Raw genomic sequence first — 19,625 nt, 5'->3', positions numbered from 1 at the left:
CGACCCGGGGGCGATCAATGGCGGCATCACGGTGGCAGCGACAAGTCGGTCGCAGGCACATCCCGGCGTACGAACCAGCCGGCCCGTCCTGCTGATGGGCGCGGCGCTGGCCGGCTTTCTGGCCGTCACCTGGCTGGTGGGCTGGCGCCAGGGGCTGCTGTGGTGCATCGGCGTGGGCTATGGCGTGGCGCTGTTGGCGGCGGCCTTCGGCTTCACCACCGGCTGGCGGGTGTGGATCACCCAGCGCGACCCCAAGGGCCTGTGGGCGCAGTTCGTCGGCATCGCGGTCGCCATGCTCATCAGTGTGCCGTTGCTGGCCATCCACCCCGAGCTGGAGGGGGCCGACGGTCCCTTGTCCATCAGCCTGCTGGTCGGCGCTTTCGTTTTTGGCGCCGCCATGCAGGTGGCGGACGGCTGCGGTTCGGGCACGCTGTACAAGGCCGGCCTGGGCCATCCGGTGAGTTTGGCGGTGCTCCCGGCTTTCGTCTTCGGCAGTTTTTTCGGCGCCGCGCAACTGCCAGCCTGGCTGGCGCTCGGCGCGTTGCCGCCGGTGAATCTGGTGCATGTGCTGGGCGCGGGATGGACACTGGCGGCGCAACTCGGCGCCCTGGCGCTGTTGGCCGCCCTGCTCTGGCGCTTCAGTGCGATGCGTGCCTACCGCTTGCGCCGCGCAGCCACTGGCGCGGCGGTTGCCGCGGCGGGCCCCAGTGAGCGTGATTCAGCCGTGCTGCTGCAGGGGCCACCGCAGTCGCGCTGGCAGGGCAAGGCGGTGTGGATCGCGGCCATCGCCCTCGGGCTGTTGGCCGCTGCCAATCTGGTGGTGGCCGGCCAGCCCTGGGGCATCGTCTACGGCCTGGGTTTGTGGGGCGCGAAAATCGTGCAGGCATTGGGGTTCGATCTCAGCCACAACGCCTTCTGGGGCCTGCCCGTGCAACAGGCGCAATTGCACGCCAGCGTGCTGGCCGACAACACCAGTGTCACCGACATCGGGCTTTTGCTTGGCGCCCTCATCGCCGCCAGTTGGAAGGGCAAGGCCTGCCCACGGGTGAAGTTGCCGTGGCGCGCCTGGGTGGCCTCGGTGCTGGCCGGGTTGGTGCTGGGCTACAGCTCGCGCCTCGCCTTCGGCTGCAATGTGGGGGCCTATTTCTCCGGCATTGCCACCGGCAGCCTGCATGGCTGGATCTGGTTTGCCTGCGCCTTCCTGGGCAGCGTGCTGGGCGTGCGCTTGCGCGGCCGCTTGGGCATCGCGGGTTGAGCGGGCGCACGCATGCCATTTCCCTTCAAAAAATCCTGGCCTGCCTGGCTGCTATGGGCCGCGCTACTGGCCCTGCTCGTGCTCGACTGGTGCAGCAGCACCCCGCACCAGCGCTTCGCCGAACCGCCCCCGCTGGCCCTGGGCAACGGCCCTGCAGCCGACGCCGGGCACTGCTCACTGGCACCCCAGAAATAGCTCCCTGACCGGGGCCGAGGCGCTGGCCACGCCGAATACGCCCGCCATCCCAGGCGCTACAGTTCGGCTTCCTCCTCCGGAAGCCCGCGATGCTCGCCTACCGCCATGCCTTTCACGTCGGCAATCCTGCCGACGTGCTCAAACACATCGTGCTGCTCGGTGTGCTCGAACGCATGGCCGCGAAGGACAAGGCGTATTGGTATATCGACACCCACGCCGGCGCCGGTAGCTACCAGTTGGCCGACCGCATGGCCCAGCGCCTGGCCGAGTACCAGACCGGCATCGGTCTGCTGTGGGGGCGCAAGGACATGCCGCCTCCGGTGGCGGCCTATGTGAAACACATCCGCACCTTCAACGCCGGCGGCGAGCTGCGCACCTACCCCGGCTCGCCCGCGCTGGCCGGTTCGGTGTTGCGGCCGCAAGACCGCATGCGCCTGTTCGAGCTGCACACCACCGACTTTCGTCTGCTCGACGCCACATGGGGCCAGCAGCCGCATGTGGAAGTGCGCAACAGCGACGGCTTTGCCGGGCTCAAGGCCGTGCTGCCGCCGCCCACGCGTCGCGGCGTGGTGCTGATCGATCCATCCTACGAACTCGACAGCGATTACGGCCAGCTCGTCGCTGCCCTGCGCGACGCCATCTCCCGCTTCGCCACTGGCGTCTACTGCGTTTGGTATCCGCAGTTGCAAAGCCTCGAATCCATCCGCCTGCCCAAGCGCCTCAAGGCGCTGTCACCCGCCGGATGGATGCATGCCCAACTCTCCACCGCCGCGCCGCGCCCCGATGGCTTCGGCCTCATGGGCAGCGGCATGTTCGTCATCAATCCGCCTTTCGGCCTGCAGGAAAGTCTGAAAGCCACGCTGCCCTGGCTGGCCCGCACCCTGGGGCAGGACGGGGCGGGCCAGCATGTGCTGGAAGGACATACGCCATAGGGGGCGCCCTGGCGTTTCTTGAGATTGAGCCGCCGGCCTCCAACCTGCCCGCCCATGGTGAGGTGCCGCAGGCGCTGGCCGTGCTCGAGATGGATGGGCCGCGACATGTCCTGGCGTTGGCGGGTGCGCCGGGTTGCAGCCTGAGCGCAGCGGGATAATGATCGGCCGTCGCCCCGCCCCTTGCCCTGCAGCGCCCGCCCATCACCGGCTTTCCCTCGTCCGACCATGCGCATGCCCTATCCCCGTTCCTTCTCCAGCCTCTTGCTGGCGGGCTTCGCGCTGGTGACGCTGCCGCTGCTGGCCGGGATGGCCTACACCGCCGTGGTGCAGGAGAGGCTCGCGGTGCAGACCCGACAGTCGATCACGCTCACGGTCAAGGTCACGCGCACCACGCGGCAGTTGGCGGAAGACATCTCCAGCCTGCAGCGCGCCGCGGGGCAGTTCTATGTGCTGCAGGACCCGCAGCTGCGCTCCGGCATGCGCGAGGCGCACGAGTCCATTCGACAGGCGCTGCAAAACCTGCGGGCCATGCCCTTCGGCCCGTCGAACACCGAGCGCATCCGGCAAATCGGCCTGCGCGAAGGCGTGCTGTATGCCCAGCTGAACGATCCGGCCAATGTCGGATTGCGGCGCTTCGACTCGTTCGCCACCGAGTTCAACACCCTCGACCGGCTGGCCGATCAGGTGGCGGTGGCGGGCAATGCCATGGTGGAGGATCAGGCTGCTTCGCTCATACACCGCGCCCGCACCCTGCGCATCGTGCTGCTGAGTCAGGCTGCGGCGGCAGTGCTGTTGTCGCTGCTCATCGCAGGCCTGTTTTCCTGGTTGCTGGGCCGGCCGGTGCGCCAGATCGACCAGGCCATCCGCCGTCTTGGGGCTGGCGACCTGCAGCCCCAGCCCCGGGTGCAAGGCCCCATCGACCTGGTGTTCCTCGGTCAGCAGCTCGACTGGCTGCGCCAGCGCCTGCGCGAGCTGGACGAGCAGAAACTGCGTTTCCTGCGGCATGTTTCGCACGAGCTGAAAACCCCGCTGGCCTCGCTGCGCGAAGGTGTGGAACTGCTGGCCGACGGCGTGGGTGGCAGGCTCACGGCGCAGCAGCGCGAGATCACGCAGATCATGCGCGGCAATGCGCGCGACCTGCAGGCGCGCATCGAGAACCTCATCGGCTACAGCCGCGCCCAACGCCAGCTCGACCCGCTGGTCTCCAGCGGCGTGGACCTCGCCGCCCTGCTCGACCAGGTGGTGCGCCGCAACGACCTGGCGCTGCGCGCCAAACATCTGCAGGTCGTGCGCAGCGGCCATGCGCCCTTGCTCAAGGCCGATCGCGGCAAGCTCGACACCCTGTTCGAGAACCTGCTGATCAACGCCATGCGCTTCAGCCCTGAAGGCGGGAGCATTCGCATCGACCTGCGCAGTGCCGACGGCGTGGTGCACGCCACCGTGGCCGACGAGGGTCCGGGCGTGGCCGAGAACGACCGCGCCCATTTGTTCAAGCCCTTCTTCCAGGGCAGCCGCCAACCTCCGGCGGCGGCCCCCGGCAGCGGCCTGGGGCTGGCCATCGCCCAGGAATATGCGCAACTGCATGGCGGCGAAATCCAGCTGTGCGACACCCCCGATCGCCCCGGTGCCAGCTTTTGCGTCCACCTGCCGCTGCAACCCGAGCTGCCAGTCGTGGGCGCATCCGCCTCGACCAACGCTTCAACCACCGCCACCACCTCGGCCCCGGCCACCCGCCGTTTGCCGGGCGCCGCACCGCAGCGCAACGAGCTTGCGGACTCCAGCACGGACCCGGAAGCGGAATGGCAACCGACCCAACCCTCCAACGACACACCCTCATGAACCGACCGTTTTCTGCAACACGGATTTCAACGCGCAGCCGCAGCCGCAGCCCCAGGCGCTCAGGCGCAGCGCTTGCTGCCCGGTGCGTCGCTGCCGCCAGCTTCGGCGCGCTGGCCCTGCTGTCCGGCTGCGCGCCGCTGCCGATGCACCCCGTGCCTGGAGCCGCGCCGCATGGCGAATCGCAATCGGCCCAGTTCCCCCGGGCGCAGGCCGTATCCCCCAAGCCGGCGGCAACGTCCACTGCGGCCATCGCCTCGCTGTTCAAGCCCGAGCCGTTGAGCATGAGCTGGATTGGCGACACATTGCGCCAAATCGCGCTCGACACGCAGGCGGCGGCCAACACCGAGCAGCAGCGGCTGCAAGCCCTGGGGGCGCAGCGCACGCCGGCCGACAAGCTCAAGCTGGCGTATTTGCTGGTGGCGCGCGCCGCGCCCACGACGGAGGAGGCCAATCAGGCACAGGACTTGCTCAGAGGACTGGATAACCAGACCGACGATCCGGCGTCCAAGCAGTTCATCCGCGTCATGCAGCGCCTGACGCGCCAGACCCTGGACCTGGCGCAACTGCACGCCGACCTGGCCCGCAGCAACAAACAAGTGGCCGATCTGCAGGACAAGATCGGCCAGATCAAGAACCTGGAGGTCGAATTGCAAGATCGTGCCCAAAGCCGGCCGGGGCCGGCGAAATGAGCCTGGCGGCACCCAACGTCCTGGTGGTCGACGACGACGCCGACCTGCTGCGCCTGCTCGGCATGCGCCTGCAGTCGGCCGGCTACAAACCGGTGGCGGCCAGCAGCGGCGAAGAGGCGCTGGCGCGGCTGGCGGTGTCGCGACCGCGCGCGGTCATCACCGATCTGCGCATGCCGGGCATGGACGGCATGGCGCTGTTCGAGCGCATCCACGCTGCCGACCCCTCGCTGCCGGTCATCATTCTCACCGCCCACGGCACCATTCCCGACGCGGTTTCGGCGGCGCAGAGCGGCGTCTTCGGCTACCTCACCAAACCGTTCGAAGCGCCGGAATTGCTGGCCCTGCTGGCGCGCGCCGTGGGCAGCGGCAGCCTGGAGAGCGGCCAGGCAGCGCGGCCGCGCTTTCCCGAAATCGTCACCGCCAGCCCCTTGATGAATGCGCTGCTCGACGAAGTGGTGCTGGTGGCGACGAGCGAGGCCGGGGTGCTCATCCAGGGCGAATCCGGCACCGGCAAGGAGATGCTGGCGCGCGCCGTGCACCAGGCCAGCGCGCGCAAGCGTGCGCCCTTCGTCGCCATCAACTGCGCCGCCATTCCCGAGGCGCTGCTCGAATCCGAATTGTTTGGCCATGCCAAAGGCGCCTTCACCGGCGCCGACAGCGCCCGCAAGGGCTTGTTCCAGACGGCGCAGGGCGGCACGGTGTTTCTCGACGAGATCGGCGACATGCCCCTGGCGCTGCAGGCCAAGCTGCTTCGCGTGTTGCAGGAGCGCGAGGTGCGCCCGGTGGGCGCCAGCCAGTCGCTGCCGGTGGACGTGCGCATCGTCTCGGCCACCCACCGCGACCTGGAAGCGGCGATTGCCGAGCAGCAGTTCCGCGAAGATTTGTTCTACCGCCTCAATGTGGTCAACCTGCACATTCCACCGCTGCGCGAGCGCCGCGAGGACATCGCCCCGCTGGCCCAGCACTTCGTCGACAAACTGGCGAAAAAGCATGGCCGCCGCATCGTCGGCTTTGCCGCCGATGCCCTGGACCTGCTGATGCGCGCCGAGTGGCCCGGCAATATCCGCCAACTCATGAACGTGGTGGAGCAATGCTGCGCGCTCTGCACCACCGTGCGGATTCCGGCGGCGCTGGTGACGCGCGCGCTGCGCAACAAACCGACGGAAATCCTCAGCTACGCCGAGGCCAAGGACCGCTTCGAGCGCGACTACCTCGTGAACCTGATGAAGCTCACCGGCGGCCAGGTGACCGAAGCCTCCCGCCTGGCGCAGCGCAACCGCACCGAGTTCTACCGTCTGCTGCAAAAACATGCGCTGTCGCCCGCGCTGTTCAAGTCGACTGAGTAGGGCCTCGGCCGCAGGCTGTCGCCAGGGTTCTCCCCAGCGTCGCTTGGGAGCGACAAAAAAAACAATGGAAATCAGGTGCTTGCACAAAGCTGACTGCAGGTGTCGGGCTGCGGCGACAGTTTCCAGTATTCACGGACAAGGTTTGTGGCGGCGTACTCCGCGAGCTCGGTTCGACAAGCGCAAGCTATTGATTCAAAACATGAAAATAGCCTGGCACGCAAACTGCAAAGTAGAGGGCATGGTTGTGTTGAATCTGTCCTCAGCACATCGTCTTCAAACCTGAATCAGGAGCGATCCGATGAACCCCAACATTCTGAGCAAACCCTGGATTCCCGCCTTGGGTTTTGCTGCTGCCATCTTGCTGGCCGCGCTGATGTCCGGCCAAGCCCACGCTGCCGGCATGCCTGCCGAAACCACGGCACAGGCAGCCACCATGCAACCAACAACCTACAACGCCGCGAAGAGCGGCGCCTCCGCCCCTGACAAGGCGGGTGAAAAAGCCGACAAGATGAAAAAAGAAGGCGAAAAGAAAGAATGAATTCGTCAGGCGCTGCCTGACCCCGGTTGTTGTCTCCTCCCCCCTTGGCCAAGCGCATGCTTGGCATTTTTTTTGCGCGTCGCGCGCGCAGAAATAGCGTGAACGGCCCTGGGTTTGGCGGCTTGGGCGCGGGGCGCTGCGCTGCGGCGGCCCAATGGTCAGGGCAGCGCCAGATCGTGGAATGACCAGATCTCGACGCGGTTGCGCCCGCGTTGCTTGGCTTGGTAGAGCGCCTTGTCGGCGCGTGCGAGCAGGTCCTCGATGCCGCGGTCGGCGGCTTCCGGGTCGGCGGCATCGGCAATGCCGATGCTGACGGTGAGCTGCTGGCGCAAGGGCGCGTGGTCCATCCCCGCCGATTCCTGAATGGCCAGGCGCAGGCGCTGTGCGAAGTCGTAAGCACGCAGTCCGTCGCAATGGGGCAGGACGATGGCGAACTCATCGCCACCGAGACGCCCGAAGAGATCGACGCTGCGGAGCTGGGACTTGCAGACCGTGGAGAAACTGCGCAGTGCGCGATCACCCGCCGGGTGGCCGTAAACATCGTTGAGTTGCTTGAAGTGATCGACGTCGATGGCCAGCAGCGCCAGGTCGTGGCTCAGTCGCCGCGACTCGTGAAACGCGGCTGAGGCCTGGGCCAGGAAATGGCGACGATTGGACACGCCGGTGAGCGAGTCGGTGTAGGCCAGCTCCTGCAGGCGCAACTCACGCTGCTTGGTGGGGGTGATGTCCTTGAAGGCGAAGATCAGCGCCTCTTCATCCTGGTAATGCGTGTGGGTGATGGACAGCAGCAGCCAGAGCAAGCTGCCGTCGAAGCGACGGAATTTGACCTCCTGCCCACTCACGGTGCCCTCGCGCAGCACGCGCGCAATGATGGCTTCGCGCTGGCCCGAGTCGGCCCAGAGGTTGCGCATGGGTTTGCCGTGGTGCTCGGCATAGCTGGCGCGAAAGAGTTCGTCCGAGGCGCGGTTGGAGAACATCAAGCCCGAGTCGCGCAGGCGGATGATGACCAGGGGCACGGGCGACGCATCGACCAAAAAGCGAAAACGCTGCTCGTCGCGCTGCAACTGGTCTTGCAGCCGCTTGAGCTCGGAGATGTCCTGCAGACTGGTGACGATGCCCAGCGGCTTGCCGCTCGAGTCAGCCACCTGGGCCTTGTTCAGGATCCAGACCGATTCCTCGCCGTCCACCGACAGTTGGCGGCATTCCTGCGACAGCGGCCGTCCTTCAGCCAGCAGCTTGCGGTCCATGCCGGTCCAGGTGTGCAACAGGCTGTCTTCGAACACGTCTTCAGGCGGGCGTCCCAGCATGGCATCCTGGGTGCGCCCCAGCAGCTGGGTGAAGGCCTTGTTGATGAGCGCAAGGCGCCCGTCGTTCGCGGTGTAGGCCGTGGGGTTGGGCAGGGCGCTGAGCAAGGAGTCCTGGAAGCGTAGTTGCCGTTGCAGCCGCGTCTGGCTCTCCACCAGGGCCGCGGTGCGCCGCTCGACGGCGCGCTCCAGCCCGGCGTTGGCCTCGCGCAATTGGCGCAACGCCGCGCCGCGATCCTGCGCCAGGCTGCTGGCGAGCAGAACCGTGCAGGCCAGGCTGATGCCCATGACCTGCAGCGCGGTGATGCGATCCATCGGCGGCAGCGCCGTCATCGGACCCAGGCCCATGGTGGTGCCCGCCAACTCCAATGCGAACAGCGCGGCCATGAACAGGCTGGAAAGACGCATGGGCAGGCGGATTGCGGCCCAAAGCACGGGCAACAACACCAGTGTTCCCAGACCCAGCGGCAAGGCCTGCGTCGTGGGCGGGGCAAAGTAGATGAGCACCGTGCCCAGCAGGGCAAGCACCGGGACGCCGAGCAGTTCGGGGGTTGGCGCCGGCAATGCATCGTTGCGACGCTCCCACCACAGCACCAGGGGTGGGGCGAAGATCAGCACGCTGCAAATATCGCCGACCAGCCAGCTCAGCCACAAGCCGCCGAGGTTGTGCATCGGCGGCAAGGGTGGCAGCAGCGTTGCGAGCATGCCGCCGCCGGCACTGAACGCAGGAGCCAGCAGACCGAGCGTGACGATGAAGGCCAGCGTATTGCCTGTGCCTTGCAAGCCTGTCCATGGTCGGCGCAAGCGTTGCAACAGCCACCAGGCGATGAGCACACCAACAGTGTTACCCGTCGCGATGCACAGGGCTGCCAGCGGCGACCAGCCGACACTGAATGCATTGGCCAGGTAAGCGCCCAGCGCAATGCCTGGAGCGGCGGCCCAACCGCCAACCATGACGCCGAAAACGGCCACGGCACTGGAGGGCCAGAGCAACGCGCCTGCTGCGCCGCTGCGCATCACGAACCACGCCAGCAGCACGTAGACGCCCGCCAGCGCAGCGTTGAACAGCAGCAGCTTGGACAGGCGCTGCAGTGCGGCTCTGGCGGGTGCCTGCATATCAGCCGTGTCCCGGCACGACAAACTGCGGGAAAGCATGGCGCCGAGCCATGCGCGCCGGCTTGCCGTGCAAGGGGGACGCGCACGCGGTACACAGCTGGCGGCGGGCAGCAGCCGGCTGCGATGCCTGGCGAGTGCCCGAAGTTGGGCGGATGTTCCCAATTTGCACGTTATCGTTCTTGTCTGGATTTTTCTACAGCATACCGAACAGTTCGCGCAGAAAAACCTGACAATCAGGGCGAAGCACTCGTCACCGATCACCCGTGTGCTCGATGCAGCAGCACCCGCTGGGCTTCTCTCAATGCAACTTGATGCGCGGTTCGGTCGTGCGCGAGATCAGGCGTGCCAGCGTGAGGAAGGCGGTTTTCCAGAAGCCATGCAAGGCATGCAGATGCTTGCGATAGAGCAGCCAGTAGATGAACCTGGCGAAATGGCCTTCGATGAACAGGCTGCCCTTGGCCAAGCCGCCCATCAAGCTGCCCACGGTGCTGTGCTCGCCCAGGGAAACGAGGGAGCCGAAATCGCGGTAGTGGAAGGCGTGCAGCGGCTTGCTGGTGCACCGACGTTGAATTTGCCGCACCAGAAAACTGGCCTGCTGGTGGGCGGCCTGGGCGCGTGGCGGCACACCGCCGGGGTGGCCTTTCCAGGGGCAGGCGGCGCAATCGCCCAGGGCAAAAATGGCGTCGTCGCGCGTGGTCTGCAAAGTGGGGCGGACCACCAACTGGTTGATGCGGTTGCTTTCCAATCCATCGAGATCGCGCAGCACGTCGGGGGCTTTCACACCTGCGGCCCACACCACGAGTTCTGCCGGCAGAAAGTCGCCATCGGCCGTTTGCACCCCGGTCGCGGTGACGGCGGTGACGCGTTTGCCGGTGTGAATCTGCACGCCCAGCTTGGCGAGTTCGGCCGTTGCCGCCGTCGACACGCGCTCTGACAACGCGGGCAGGATGCGCGGGGCGGCCTCCACCAGGCTCAGGCGCATATCGCGTTCGGGGTCGATGCGATCCAGCCCGTAGGCGGCCAGCGCGCGGGTGGAGTTGTGCAGCTCGGCCACCAGTTCCACCCCGGTGGCGCCGGCGCCGATGGCCACCACCTTGAGTTGCTCCGGCCGCAGCGGGTCGGTTTGCGTGTTGGCGGCAATGCAGGCGTTGACCAGGCGCTTGTGGAAGCGCCGCGCGTCTTCAGGGCTGTCGAGGGCGATCGCGTACTCCGCTGCGCCGGGGGTGCCGAAGTCGTTGTTCTGGCTGCCCAGCGCCAGCACCAGGATGTCGTAGCCGAAGCTGCGGCGCGGCACGATTTCGCGCCCGTCCTCGTCCAGCGTCGGCGCCACCAGCACCTGCTTGCGGGCGCGGTCCAGCCCGTCCATCGCGCCCAGGCGGTACTTGAAGTGATGCCAGGTGGACTGCGCCAGGTAGTTCAGCTCGTTGTCGTCGATGTCGAGGGTGCCTGCAGCGGCCTGGTGCAGCAGCGGTTTCCACAAATGACTGCGACCGCGCTCGACCAGGGTGATGTCGGCGTGTCCGCGCCGGCCCAGGGTGTTGCCCAGGCGGGTGGCCAGTTCCAGCCCGCCGGCACCGCCGCCGACGATGACGATGCGTGGCAAGGAGGATGCCGGGGATGCGTCGGTTTGTGCGTCCATGGTTTCTGGGTTGTTGTTGGTCTTTGCAAGCGTACTGCGCATTGTGCGAAAAATGGGGCCTGCAAGGAAACACAGGCTCGCCCGGCGATGTTGCCGGGGCGCTGGCTGGCGCACAATCTCGGCTTGGGCACTGTTAGGGCAACGCTGAACAAGTCCCGCGTGCGCATCGCATCCGCGCCTCGGGCGGTCTGCGGCGTTGCAAATCCGCGCCATGGCTTGGGCTATGGCTGTGGGTTTGCGCCTTGCATCCCATCCCGATGCGCGGCGCTTTGCATCACGGGAACTCATTCAGCATCGTCTTCGCGCCCCTTTCATTCACCGTCATCAGGTTCATCCATCCATGTCCAGCACCGCCCCCGAGTCTCCCGCCGTCACCTTCGCCGATCTCGGTCTGCCGGAGCCCATCCTCGCAGCGCTGCGCGACGTGGGTTACGAAAGCCCGTCGCCGATTCAGGCGGCCACCATTCCCATTCTGCTCGAAGGCCGTGACCTGGTTGGCCAGGCGCAAACCGGCACCGGCAAGACGGCGGCCTTCGCCCTGCCCATCCTCGCCCGCATCGACGTGGCTCGCAAGGAGCCGCAGGCGCTGGTGCTGGCGCCCACGCGCGAACTCGCCATCCAGGTGGCCGAGGCCTTTGCCACCTACGCCACGCACCTGCCGGGCTTCAACGTGCTGCCCATTTACGGCGGCCAAAGTTATGTGCCGCAGCTGGCCTCGCTCAAGCGCGGCGCGCATGTCGTGGTGGGCACGCCCGGGCGCATCATCGACCATCTGGAACGCGGCACGCTGAAGCTCGACGGCCTGGCCCATATGGTGCTGGATGAAGCCGACGAAATGCTGCGCATGGGCTTCATCGACGATGTCGAATCCATCCTGCAGAAAACCCCGCCCACACGCCAGGTCGCGCTGTTCTCGGCCACCATGCCGCAGGCCATTCGCCGCATTGCCAGCAACCATTTGCGCACGCCGGCGGAAGTCACCATCAAGGCCAAGACCAGCACCGCCACGCAAGTGCAGCAGCGCTACTGGATGGTCAGCGGCCTGCACAAGCTCGACGCGCTGACCCGCATCCTGGAGGTGGAGAACTTCGATGGCATGATCGTTTTCGCCCGCACCAAGATGGCCACCGAAGAGCTGGCCGAGAAGCTGGCGGCGCGTGGCTTCTCCACCGCCGCGCTGAACGGCGACATCCTGCAGGCGCAGCGCGAGCGCACCGTGCAGCGACTGAAAGACGGGCAGATCGACATCCTGGTGGCCACCGACGTGGCCGCGCGCGGACTGGATGTGGACCGCATCAGCCATGTGGTGAACTACGACATCCCGACCGATACTGAAAGCTATGTCCACCGCATTGGCCGCACCGGGCGCGCCGGGCGCAGCGGCCAGGCCATTTTGTTCGTCACGCCGCGCGAGCGCCATCTGCTGGCCGCCATCGAGCGCGCCACGCGCCAGCCCATCACGCCGATGCAATTGCCCAGCCCGCAGGACGTGAACGACAAGCGCATTTCCCGCTTCCTGGAGCGCATCACCGAGGCGCGCGAGCAGGAAGGCCTGGAGCAGTTCCAGAGTCTGATCGAACGCTACGAGCAGGAGCAGAACGTGCCGGCCATTGAAATTGCCGCTGCCCTGGCGCGCATGGTGCAGGGCGACAAACCCCTGCTGCTGGGGCCGGGTACCGAGGAGGGCGGCCATGCGATGCGCAGCGACAGCCTGGGCGCACGCGGGCGCGCTGCGCAGCGCGCCGAGCCCACCTTCGGCCCGCGCGGAAAACCCGCCAAGTCCTTCGAGCGCGAGGTGCGCAAGCCTTCGCCATCGCTGCCTCCGCGCGAGCCCAAGCCCGCCAGCGCCAAGCCACGCGGCCTGACCGACATCGCCGACGCCGCCATCGGCGAACTGGAAGCACGGGTGCAGTCGGCGCGCTTCGAGAAGTCGCATCCCGGCTTCGAGCCGGACGACCACGGCAGCGCCGCGCCGCGCCGCAAGAAGGCCGTCGCGGGCGACATGGCTTTCGAGACGTATCGCGTCGAGGTCGGCCGCGACCATGGGGTGGAGGTGCGCAACCTGGTCGGCGCCATCGCCAATGAAGCCGGGCTGGAAAACAAGCACATCGGCAGCATCGACATTCGCGGCGACCACAGCCTGGTGGACCTGCCCGCAGGCATGCCCAAGGACGTGTTTCGCACCCTGCAAAAAGTCTGGGTCCTGGGCCACCAGCTCAACCTGAGCCTGGCTGGAGCGGGCGGCGGTGCGGCGTTCAAGCCGCCGGCTCACGCCAAACCCAGGGCCGCAGCCGGCACCACGCGGCCAACCCTGCGCGCCACCGAGCGCGCGCCCAGCCGCAAAGGCCCGGGCGCCGATTCGCCCAAGCGCAAGCCGATCCGGCGTTGAAAACGGCCCCCAGGGGCGCTACGCTGCCCCGCCCCCCAAGGGGGGTCGAGGAAACTAGGGAGCTGAGGGGCGCGGCTCCAAGTCTGCCAGTGCAGGCTTGGACGGCACGAAGGCCAGCCGGCTCTGACGCTGGCGGCCAGGCGTTTCCTTGAGTCGGCCGAAGCTGAGTCGGCCCTAACCGGGTTTGACGACCACACCCTTCCAGAACGCCACGCGCCCGGTGATTTCTTTCGCTGCGGGTTTGGGTTCGGGGTAGAACCACACCGCGTCGGTGTTGCGCTGGCCGTCGGCCACCAGGGTGTAGTAGCTGGCGGTGCCCTTCCAGGGGCAGACGCTGTGGGTGTCGCTGGGTTCGAGCAGCCCGGGTTTGACCGACTCGCGCGGGAAATAGTGGTTGCCTTCGACCACCACCGTGTCGTCGCTTTCAGCGATGATGACACCGTTCCAGACAGCTTGCATCGTGACCTCCATTGTGATTGGATTGGCAGATCTGCCTGGCAGAGATGTGCGGCAGATGTGTTCGGCAGACTATGCCGCAGTTGCGCGGTGTCTGCCACGGCTGCGGCGCTCAGCCCTGCGGGCTGGATGTCGCTGGGATCCGGCCCGTATGCGTTGCGACGACATTCGGCGTGGCGCGAATGACCTCTTCCGGCGCGTCGCGCTGCGGCACATGGCCACAGTTGGGCAGCACCAGGGTGCGCGTGTGGGGCAGGATGCGAGCGATGCGGTCGACCTGTTCCAGCGTGCCGTAGGCATCGTCCTCGCCCTGCACGACGAGCAGCGGGCAGCGCAGGGTGGCGATGTCAGCCTCGATCGTCCAGTGGCGAAACCCCGCAGCCAGCCACGGCTTCGGGAAAAGCCGCGGCGTGGAGCAGGGCGATGGTGGCGCCGCTGTGGCCGAACAGCCAGGGCCGGTGGATGCCGAGGGCCGCGAGCAGGGCTGGCAAGACCTCCAGCGCCTGCCGGTGGAGATAGCGTGCATCCCAATGCTCGCCGGGTGCGCGCGGGGTGGAGCGGCCATAGCCGGGACGCGAGTACACCAGGCCGTCCAGGCCGCTGGCAGCGCAGAGCTGGTCGGGGAAGTCGCGCCAGGCGGCGACCGAGCCCAGCCCCTCGTGCAGGAAGACGATGCAGGGCGTCTCGGTGGTGTCGGCAGCACGCTGGGTGCGAACCCGGCGGAACTCGATGCATGGCGACTCCGGCAGCGCTTGCCGGGTGATGAACTCGGTCGCGAGGGGCGAATCGGCCTGGTGCATGGAATGGGTCGGGTGGCGCGAGGTGGCGACACTGCATTGTCGCGGCAGTTCCGCCCACAGGCCCAGCCTCTACCATCGGCGCCATCTGCTCGACCGTCCATCGACGCCGCCGATCGACGCTGCTGATCATCGTCCACGCTGCCCATGCTGAATCGTCTTTGGCTCGGATTCTTCCTCACCGCCGCTGTGGCCGCGCTGGCGCGCTGGTCGCTGGGCGACGCCGCCGTGTTCGGCGCCATCGTCGACAGCCTGTTCGCCATGGCCAAACTCTCGGTCGAGGTCATGGTGCTGCTGTTCGGCACGCTCACGCTGTGGCTGGGCTTGCTGCGCATTGCCGAACGCGCCGGACTGGTGGACTTGCTGGCGCGCGCGCTCGGTCCCTTGTTCAAGCGGCTGATGCCGGAGGTGCCGGAAGGCCATCCGGCCATCGGCCTGATCACGCTCAACTTCGCCGCCAATGTGCTGGGGCTGGACAACGCCGCCACGCCCATCGGCCTGCGCGCGATGCGCGAGCTGCAAACCCTGAACCCCAGCAGCGACACCGCCAGCAATGCGCAGATCCTGTTCCTGGTGCTCAACGCCTCGTCACTCACGCTGCTGCCGGTGAGCATCTTCATGTACCGCGCGCAGCAGGGCGCGCCCGACCCGACGCTGGTGTTTCTGCCCATCTTGATTGCCACCAGCGCCTCGACCTTGGTGGGTCTGCTCAGTGTGGCGTGGATGCAGCGCCTCAAGCTCTGGGACCCGGTGGCGCTGGCCTATCTCGGCAGCGGCGCACTGCTGCTGGGTGCGCTGCTGGCCGGGCTGGCGACATTGAGCGCGGCGGCGCTGGCCAGCGTCTCGTCCCTGGTTGGCAACCTCGCGCTGTTCGGCGTGGTCGTGGCGTTCTTGCTGGCAGGAGCGATCAAGCGCGTGCCGGTGTACGAGGCCTTCATCGAAGGCGCGAAAGACGGCTTCGGCGTGGCGCGCGATCTGCTGCCGTATCTGGTGGCGATGCTGTGCGCGGTCGGCGTGCTGCGCGCTTCCGGCGCGTTGGGCTATGCGTTGGAGGGTATTCGCTGGGTCGTGCACGGCCTCGGCATGAACACCGATTTCGTCGCCGCCCTGCCCACCGCGCTGGTCAAGCCTTTCTCCGGCAGCGCCGCGCGCGCCATGCTGATCGAGACCATGCAGCACTACGGCGTGGACAGCTTTCCGGCGCTCACCGCGGCGACGATGCAAGGCAGCACCGAAACCACGTTCTATGTGGTGGCGGTGTACTTCGGCGCGGTCGGCATCAAGCGCGTGCGCCATACCGTGGGCTGCGCGCTGGCGGCAGACCTGGCCGGCATCATCGCCTCCATTCTGGTTTGCAGCTGGTTTTTCGGCGGGCGCTGATCGCCCGGAACAGACGCTACAGCCCGGCGAGATACGCCCGGGCGCGCTCGCGTCCGACCGCCTTGTCCAAGGCTGCTTCCAGGTCGGGAATCAAGCTGCGCAGCTGCTCGACCGAGTTGCATTGTTCGATCTTGAGCTGCAGGCCATAAGCCTTGAGCAGGCTGAGGTGTTCGCTCACCAGCGCATTCATGCGGGCGTAGAGCTCGGCATAGTCCCCAGTGGGCGCGGCGGCTGACCCGAACACAGCGTCCAGCGGCTCCAGGGTGTCGGGCCCGGCCATATCGCGCGCCCTATCCGCCGCAGCCTCAACCCCTGGCACAGGCGGCACGGCGGGGGGAAGGGGAGTCGTGGCGACGATCAACCCAAGCTGCAGGAGCTGCTGCAGGCTATCGCTGGGCGCGCCACTGGCCTGGACCAGAGCTTCCAATTCCGCCAGAGCACGTTTACCGTCGACGCACAGCAGCAGATTGCGCATGGGGCGCGTGAGGTGGTCGCTGCGGCTGCGGATTTCATCCTGGCCGGCTGCGGTTTTGGCGTAGATGAGCGGGGTTTGCATGGTGCGTGATTCAGGCCTGAAACCGCGCCACTCAATGCCGGAATTTCCCGTCTTTGGTGATGCTGGTGACGTCGACCAGGCTGGAGCCGGAATGGTCGGTCGGCGAGAAGCGCACCATGAAACCGCCGAGGTCGTCCGCATTCATGGCGTTGAGTGCATCGATCAGGCCGGTGCGCGTGGGCGTCTTGCCAGCCTTGCGCAAACCTTGAACCAGGACTTTGGCGTCGATATAGCCTTCCAGGCTGGTGAAGTCGTAGTCGTCCTTGTGGCCGCTGGCCGCCATGCGCGCCTGGTACTCGCGCACGATGGCGATCGCGCCCGAGTAGGGGAAGGGCACCACCTGGGTGATCATGACGCCGTCGCCTTCTTTTCCAAGGGCTTTCGCCAGGGCCTCCGAGCCGACGAAGCTGACGTTGGCGAACTGGCCGGCGTAGCCCTGGGCGCGTGCAGCCTTGATGAAGGCCGCGGCCTCGGTGTAGGTGCCGACCTCGACGATGAGATCGGGCTTGGCCGGCAGGATGGATTTCAGCGCCGCAGCCACATCCACCGTGTTGCGCTGAACCGTGCCGGTGGCCACGGGCTTGAGGCCATGCGCTGCCAGGGCCTTGACCACGCCCGACAAGCCGGCCTTGCCGAAGGCGTCGTCCTGGTAGAACACGGCGACCTTCTTCAGCCCGAGGAACAGAAAGTTATCGACCATCCGGCGGGTTTCGTCGTTGTAGCTGGCACGGATGTTGAAGATGTAGCGGTCCACCGGCTCACGCAAGGCCACGGCACCCGTGAATGGCCCAACGAGCGGAATTTTCGCCTCGTCGATGAGCGGCTTGGCGGCCAGCGTGGTGGGCGTGCCGACGTAGCCGAGCAGGGCGAAGACCTTGTCGTCGTTGATGAGCTGCTTGGTGTTGGCCACGGTGCGTGCGGGCTCGTAGCCGTCATCCAGGCTGACGAGTTTGATGCTGCGCCCATCCACCCCGCCTTCGGCGTTGACGGCCTTCAGATAGGCCTCGATGCCCAGGCGCAGGCGGATGCCGAGCTGGGCCGCGGGGCCGGTGAAGGGTGCCGATTGGCCGATGAGGATTTGCGATTCCGTCACGCCGGGGTCGGCCGCCAGCGCTGAAACGGACAAACCCAGAGAGAGCAGCAACGCCCAGAAGAATTTCATGAAGACCTCGAATCAGATGAATAAGCCGGGGAAGGGGGTTACTTGGAAAACAGGATTTCGGCCAGCATGGGCTTGTTGGGCAACAGGCCGGAACATGGGTCTTTGCAGGCCATGTGGAAGCGGCTTCAAACGATGGCCAGGTGTTCAGTGCCGCTGGACGGGTCTTGCTGGCCGCGCTTGCCGTCGAGCTTGATGCGCAGGCGCAGATCGTTGACCGAATCGGCGTTGCGCAGGGCGTCTTCGTAGCTGATCTGGTTGGCTTCGAACAGGTCGAACAAGGCCTGGTCGAAAGTCTGCATGCCCAGCTCGCGTGAGCGCTTCATCACGTCCTTGATTTCGCCCACCTCGCCCTTGAAGATGTGGTCGGCAATGAGCGGTGAGTTGATCATGATTTCCACCGCGGCAACCCGCCCGCGCCCGTCCTGCCTGGGCAGCAGGCGTTGTGATATCAGCGCTTTGAGGTTGAGCGACAAGTCCATCAGCAGCTGGCTGCGACGCTCCTCGGGAAAGAAGTTGACGATACGGTCGAGCGCCTGGTTGGCGTTGTTGGCGTGCAGCGTGGCCAGCACGAGGTGGCCGGTTTCGGCGAATGCCACGGCATGGTCCATGGTTTCCCGGTCGCGGATTTCGCCCATCAGGATGACGTCCGGCGCCTGGCGCATGCTGTTCTTCAGCGCGGCTTCCCAACTGTCGGTGTCGATGCCGACTTCGCGCTGGGTGATGATGCAGTTCTTGTGCGCGTGGACGAACTCGATCGGGTCTTCAACCGTGACGATGTGGCCGTAGGAGTACTCGTTGCGCCAGTCGAGCATGGCGGCCAGGGATGTGCTCTTGCCGCTGCCGGTGGCGCCGACGAAGATGATGAGTCCGCGCTTGGCCATCGCCAGTTCTTCCAGCACCTTGGGCAGGCCCATGCTGTCGATGGTCGGCACGGTTTGCGGAATGAGCCGCAGCACCAGGCCGATATTGCCCTGCTGCATGAAGGCGTTGCAGCGAAAGCGGCCGATGCCCGATGGGGCGATGGCGAAGTTGCATTCCTTGTTCTTCTCGAAATCCGAGGACTGCCGATCGTTCATGATGGCGCGCGCCAGTGCCTGGGTGTGCTGGGCGGTGAGCGGCTGCGCCGACATCTTGCTGACTTGCCCGTCCACCTTGATGGCGGGGGGGAAGTCGGCCGTGAGGAACAGGTCGGAACCGCCGCGGCTGACCATCAGGCGCAACAGGTCGTGGACGAATTTGGAGGCTTGGTCGCGTTCCATCAGGCGTCTCCGTGGTCAGGTGTGGATCGGGGCAGGGCGCACGGCAGAGCCGACTTCATGCCGGTTGCGCCGGAGCGCCCAGCTTGCGCAGGCGCAACGAAAGGCGGCGTGCCAGCGAGCCGATGAGGCGTGCGGCCGAACCCGGATCTTGCTCGATCATGCTATCAAGCGCCCCGGCTTCGAGCACGGCGATCTCGCAGGGGTTGAGCGAGGTGCAGTAGGACCAGCGCGGCCCGGCGTCGAGCAGCGACATCTCACCCAGCACATTGCCGGCGCGCACTTCCGTGAGTCGCAGGCGCTCACCCCAGGGCTGCTGCCGGTCGACGGCCACCACGCCGTGCAGCACCACCAGCATGAAGCCGCCATATTCGTTCTGGGCGATGAGGTCCTTGTTCGCATCGGCGGCGTAGAACTCGAAATGCCGTGCGCATTTCTCCAGGTCGTCGGGGGAAAGCCCCGCCATGAAGCGATCGCGGCTCCACAATTCCTTCAGGCGCTTGGCCGGTGCCGGTCTTGCGAGCTTGCGCGCCCCGATGGCCTTGGCGCGCTCGGCCCAATGGACGATGGGCACGGTGGCGTCGTCCACGTCCTGGAAGCCGGTGGTGAAAAACTGGGATTCCGGGCCGTCGTCCCGGCTTTCCGCCACGGGTTTGCCCCGGCGCAGCATCTCGAAGACTTTTTTCATGATGGTTGGGTGCAAACGAGCAGTTCGGGCTCGATGGGGCTGCTCGGGTGTTGTCGGAGGCGCAGCAAGGGCTGCTCGGCGTGCATGG

The 19,625-nt window shown here is 66.6% G+C and carries 16 protein-coding genes and 1 pseudogene; 9 read left to right on the top strand and 8 right to left on the bottom strand.

What is annotated here, in order from left to right; genetic code table 11:
• Nucleotides 1–31: 31 nt before the first annotated feature.
• The 7 genes from ACYCUK_RS04825 (at nt 32) to ACYCUK_RS04795 (ending at nt 6,794) form a co-directional block, all read left to right on the top strand.
• Nucleotides 32–1,255 (top strand): YeeE/YedE family protein, encoded by a 1,224-nt coding sequence (locus tag ACYCUK_RS04825; protein WP_461593712.1) that lies wholly within the window; start codon nt 32–34, stop codon nt 1,253–1,255.
• 12 nt (nt 1,256–1,267) lie between these two features.
• On the top strand, nt 1,268–1,450 hold the full coding sequence (locus ACYCUK_RS04820; RefSeq protein ID WP_461593694.1) for a hypothetical protein: 183 nt from the start codon (nt 1,268–1,270) through the stop codon (nt 1,448–1,450).
• 89 nt (nt 1,451–1,539) lie between these two features.
• The gene (locus ACYCUK_RS04815) at nt 1,540–2,382 is read left to right on the top strand and encodes a 23S rRNA (adenine(2030)-N(6))-methyltransferase RlmJ (protein WP_461593693.1); all 843 of its coding nucleotides are present in this window, start codon (nt 1,540–1,542) and stop codon (nt 2,380–2,382) included.
• A 231-nt stretch (nt 2,383–2,613) separates the two neighbouring features.
• Nucleotides 2,614–4,221, top strand: a complete 1,608-nt coding sequence (locus ACYCUK_RS04810; protein ID WP_461593692.1) for a sensor histidine kinase — start codon at nt 2,614–2,616, stop codon at nt 4,219–4,221.
• Complete coding sequence (locus ACYCUK_RS04805) at nt 4,218–4,910, top strand: hypothetical protein (RefSeq protein WP_461593691.1); 693 nt, start codon at nt 4,218–4,220, stop codon at nt 4,908–4,910. The genes ACYCUK_RS04810 and ACYCUK_RS04805 overlap by 4 nt, the downstream gene beginning before the upstream one ends.
• Nucleotides 4,907–6,256, top strand: a complete 1,350-nt coding sequence (locus ACYCUK_RS04800) for a sigma 54-interacting transcriptional regulator (RefSeq protein WP_461593690.1) — start codon at nt 4,907–4,909, stop codon at nt 6,254–6,256. The genes ACYCUK_RS04805 and ACYCUK_RS04800 overlap by 4 nt, the downstream gene beginning before the upstream one ends.
• A gap of 298 nt (nt 6,257–6,554) precedes the next feature.
• The gene (locus ACYCUK_RS04795; RefSeq protein ID WP_461593689.1) at nt 6,555–6,794 is read left to right on the top strand and encodes a hypothetical protein; all 240 of its coding nucleotides are present in this window, start codon (nt 6,555–6,557) and stop codon (nt 6,792–6,794) included.
• A 158-nt stretch (nt 6,795–6,952) separates the two neighbouring features.
• On the opposite strand, the gene ACYCUK_RS04790 is transcribed toward ACYCUK_RS04795, so the two are convergent.
• Both ACYCUK_RS04790 and ACYCUK_RS04785 read right to left on the bottom strand, forming a co-directional pair.
• Entirely contained in the window at nt 6,953–9,214 is a 2,262-nt protein-coding gene (locus ACYCUK_RS04790; protein ID WP_461593688.1) for a sensor domain-containing diguanylate cyclase, read from the bottom strand.
• Between the two features lie 298 nt (nt 9,215–9,512).
• Complete coding sequence (locus ACYCUK_RS04785) at nt 9,513–10,853, bottom strand: NAD(P)/FAD-dependent oxidoreductase (protein ID WP_461593687.1); 1,341 nt, start codon at nt 10,851–10,853, stop codon at nt 9,513–9,515.
• Nucleotides 10,854–11,193: 340 nt separating this feature from the next.
• On the opposite strand from ACYCUK_RS04785, the gene ACYCUK_RS04780 reads away from it, so the two are divergent.
• Nucleotides 11,194–13,242: a DEAD/DEAH box helicase gene (locus ACYCUK_RS04780; RefSeq protein ID WP_461593686.1), complete on the top strand. Its 2,049-nt coding sequence runs from the start codon at nt 11,194–11,196 to the stop codon at nt 13,240–13,242.
• Between the two features lie 174 nt (nt 13,243–13,416).
• Here ACYCUK_RS04780 and ACYCUK_RS04775 read toward each other — a convergent pair whose 3' ends face one another.
• The gene (locus ACYCUK_RS04775; protein WP_461593685.1) at nt 13,417–13,701 is read right to left on the bottom strand and encodes a DUF427 domain-containing protein; all 285 of its coding nucleotides are present in this window, start codon (nt 13,699–13,701) and stop codon (nt 13,417–13,419) included.
• Between the two features lie 109 nt (nt 13,702–13,810).
• Nucleotides 13,811–14,498 (bottom strand): annotated as a pseudogene (locus ACYCUK_RS04770) (alpha/beta fold hydrolase).
• Between the two features lie 144 nt (nt 14,499–14,642).
• Between ACYCUK_RS04770 and ACYCUK_RS04765 the strand changes: the two are divergent.
• Complete coding sequence (locus ACYCUK_RS04765) at nt 14,643–15,875, top strand: nucleoside recognition domain-containing protein (RefSeq protein ID WP_461593684.1); 1,233 nt, start codon at nt 14,643–14,645, stop codon at nt 15,873–15,875.
• 16 nt (nt 15,876–15,891) lie between these two features.
• On the opposite strand, the gene ACYCUK_RS04760 is transcribed toward ACYCUK_RS04765, so the two are convergent.
• The 4 genes from ACYCUK_RS04760 to ACYCUK_RS04745 all read right to left on the bottom strand — a co-directional run bounded on the left by ACYCUK_RS04760 (nt 15,892) and on the right by ACYCUK_RS04745 (nt 19,537).
• On the bottom strand, nt 15,892–16,431 hold the full coding sequence (locus ACYCUK_RS04760; RefSeq protein ID WP_461593683.1) for a hypothetical protein: 540 nt from the start codon (nt 16,429–16,431) through the stop codon (nt 15,892–15,894).
• Between the two features lie 31 nt (nt 16,432–16,462).
• Nucleotides 16,463–17,593 carry an ABC transporter substrate-binding protein gene (locus ACYCUK_RS04755; protein WP_461593682.1) on the bottom strand — a complete coding sequence of 377 codons (1,131 nt, stop codon included), beginning with the start codon at nt 17,591–17,593 and terminating at the stop codon, nt 16,463–16,465.
• Between the two features lie 125 nt (nt 17,594–17,718).
• A complete protein-coding gene (locus tag ACYCUK_RS04750; protein WP_112485439.1) occupies nt 17,719–18,852 on the bottom strand; it encodes a PilT/PilU family type 4a pilus ATPase in 1,134 nt (377 codons plus the stop codon).
• A gap of 55 nt (nt 18,853–18,907) precedes the next feature.
• The gene (locus tag ACYCUK_RS04745; RefSeq protein WP_461593681.1) at nt 18,908–19,537 is read right to left on the bottom strand and encodes a cyclic nucleotide-binding domain-containing protein; all 630 of its coding nucleotides are present in this window, start codon (nt 19,535–19,537) and stop codon (nt 18,908–18,910) included.
• Nucleotides 19,538–19,625 lie beyond the last annotated feature (88 nt).

The organism is Thiomonas sp. (assembly GCF_054608695.1).
The sequence above is the reverse complement of the archived record's forward strand: the minus strand, read 5'-3'. Positions and strand labels throughout refer to the sequence as shown.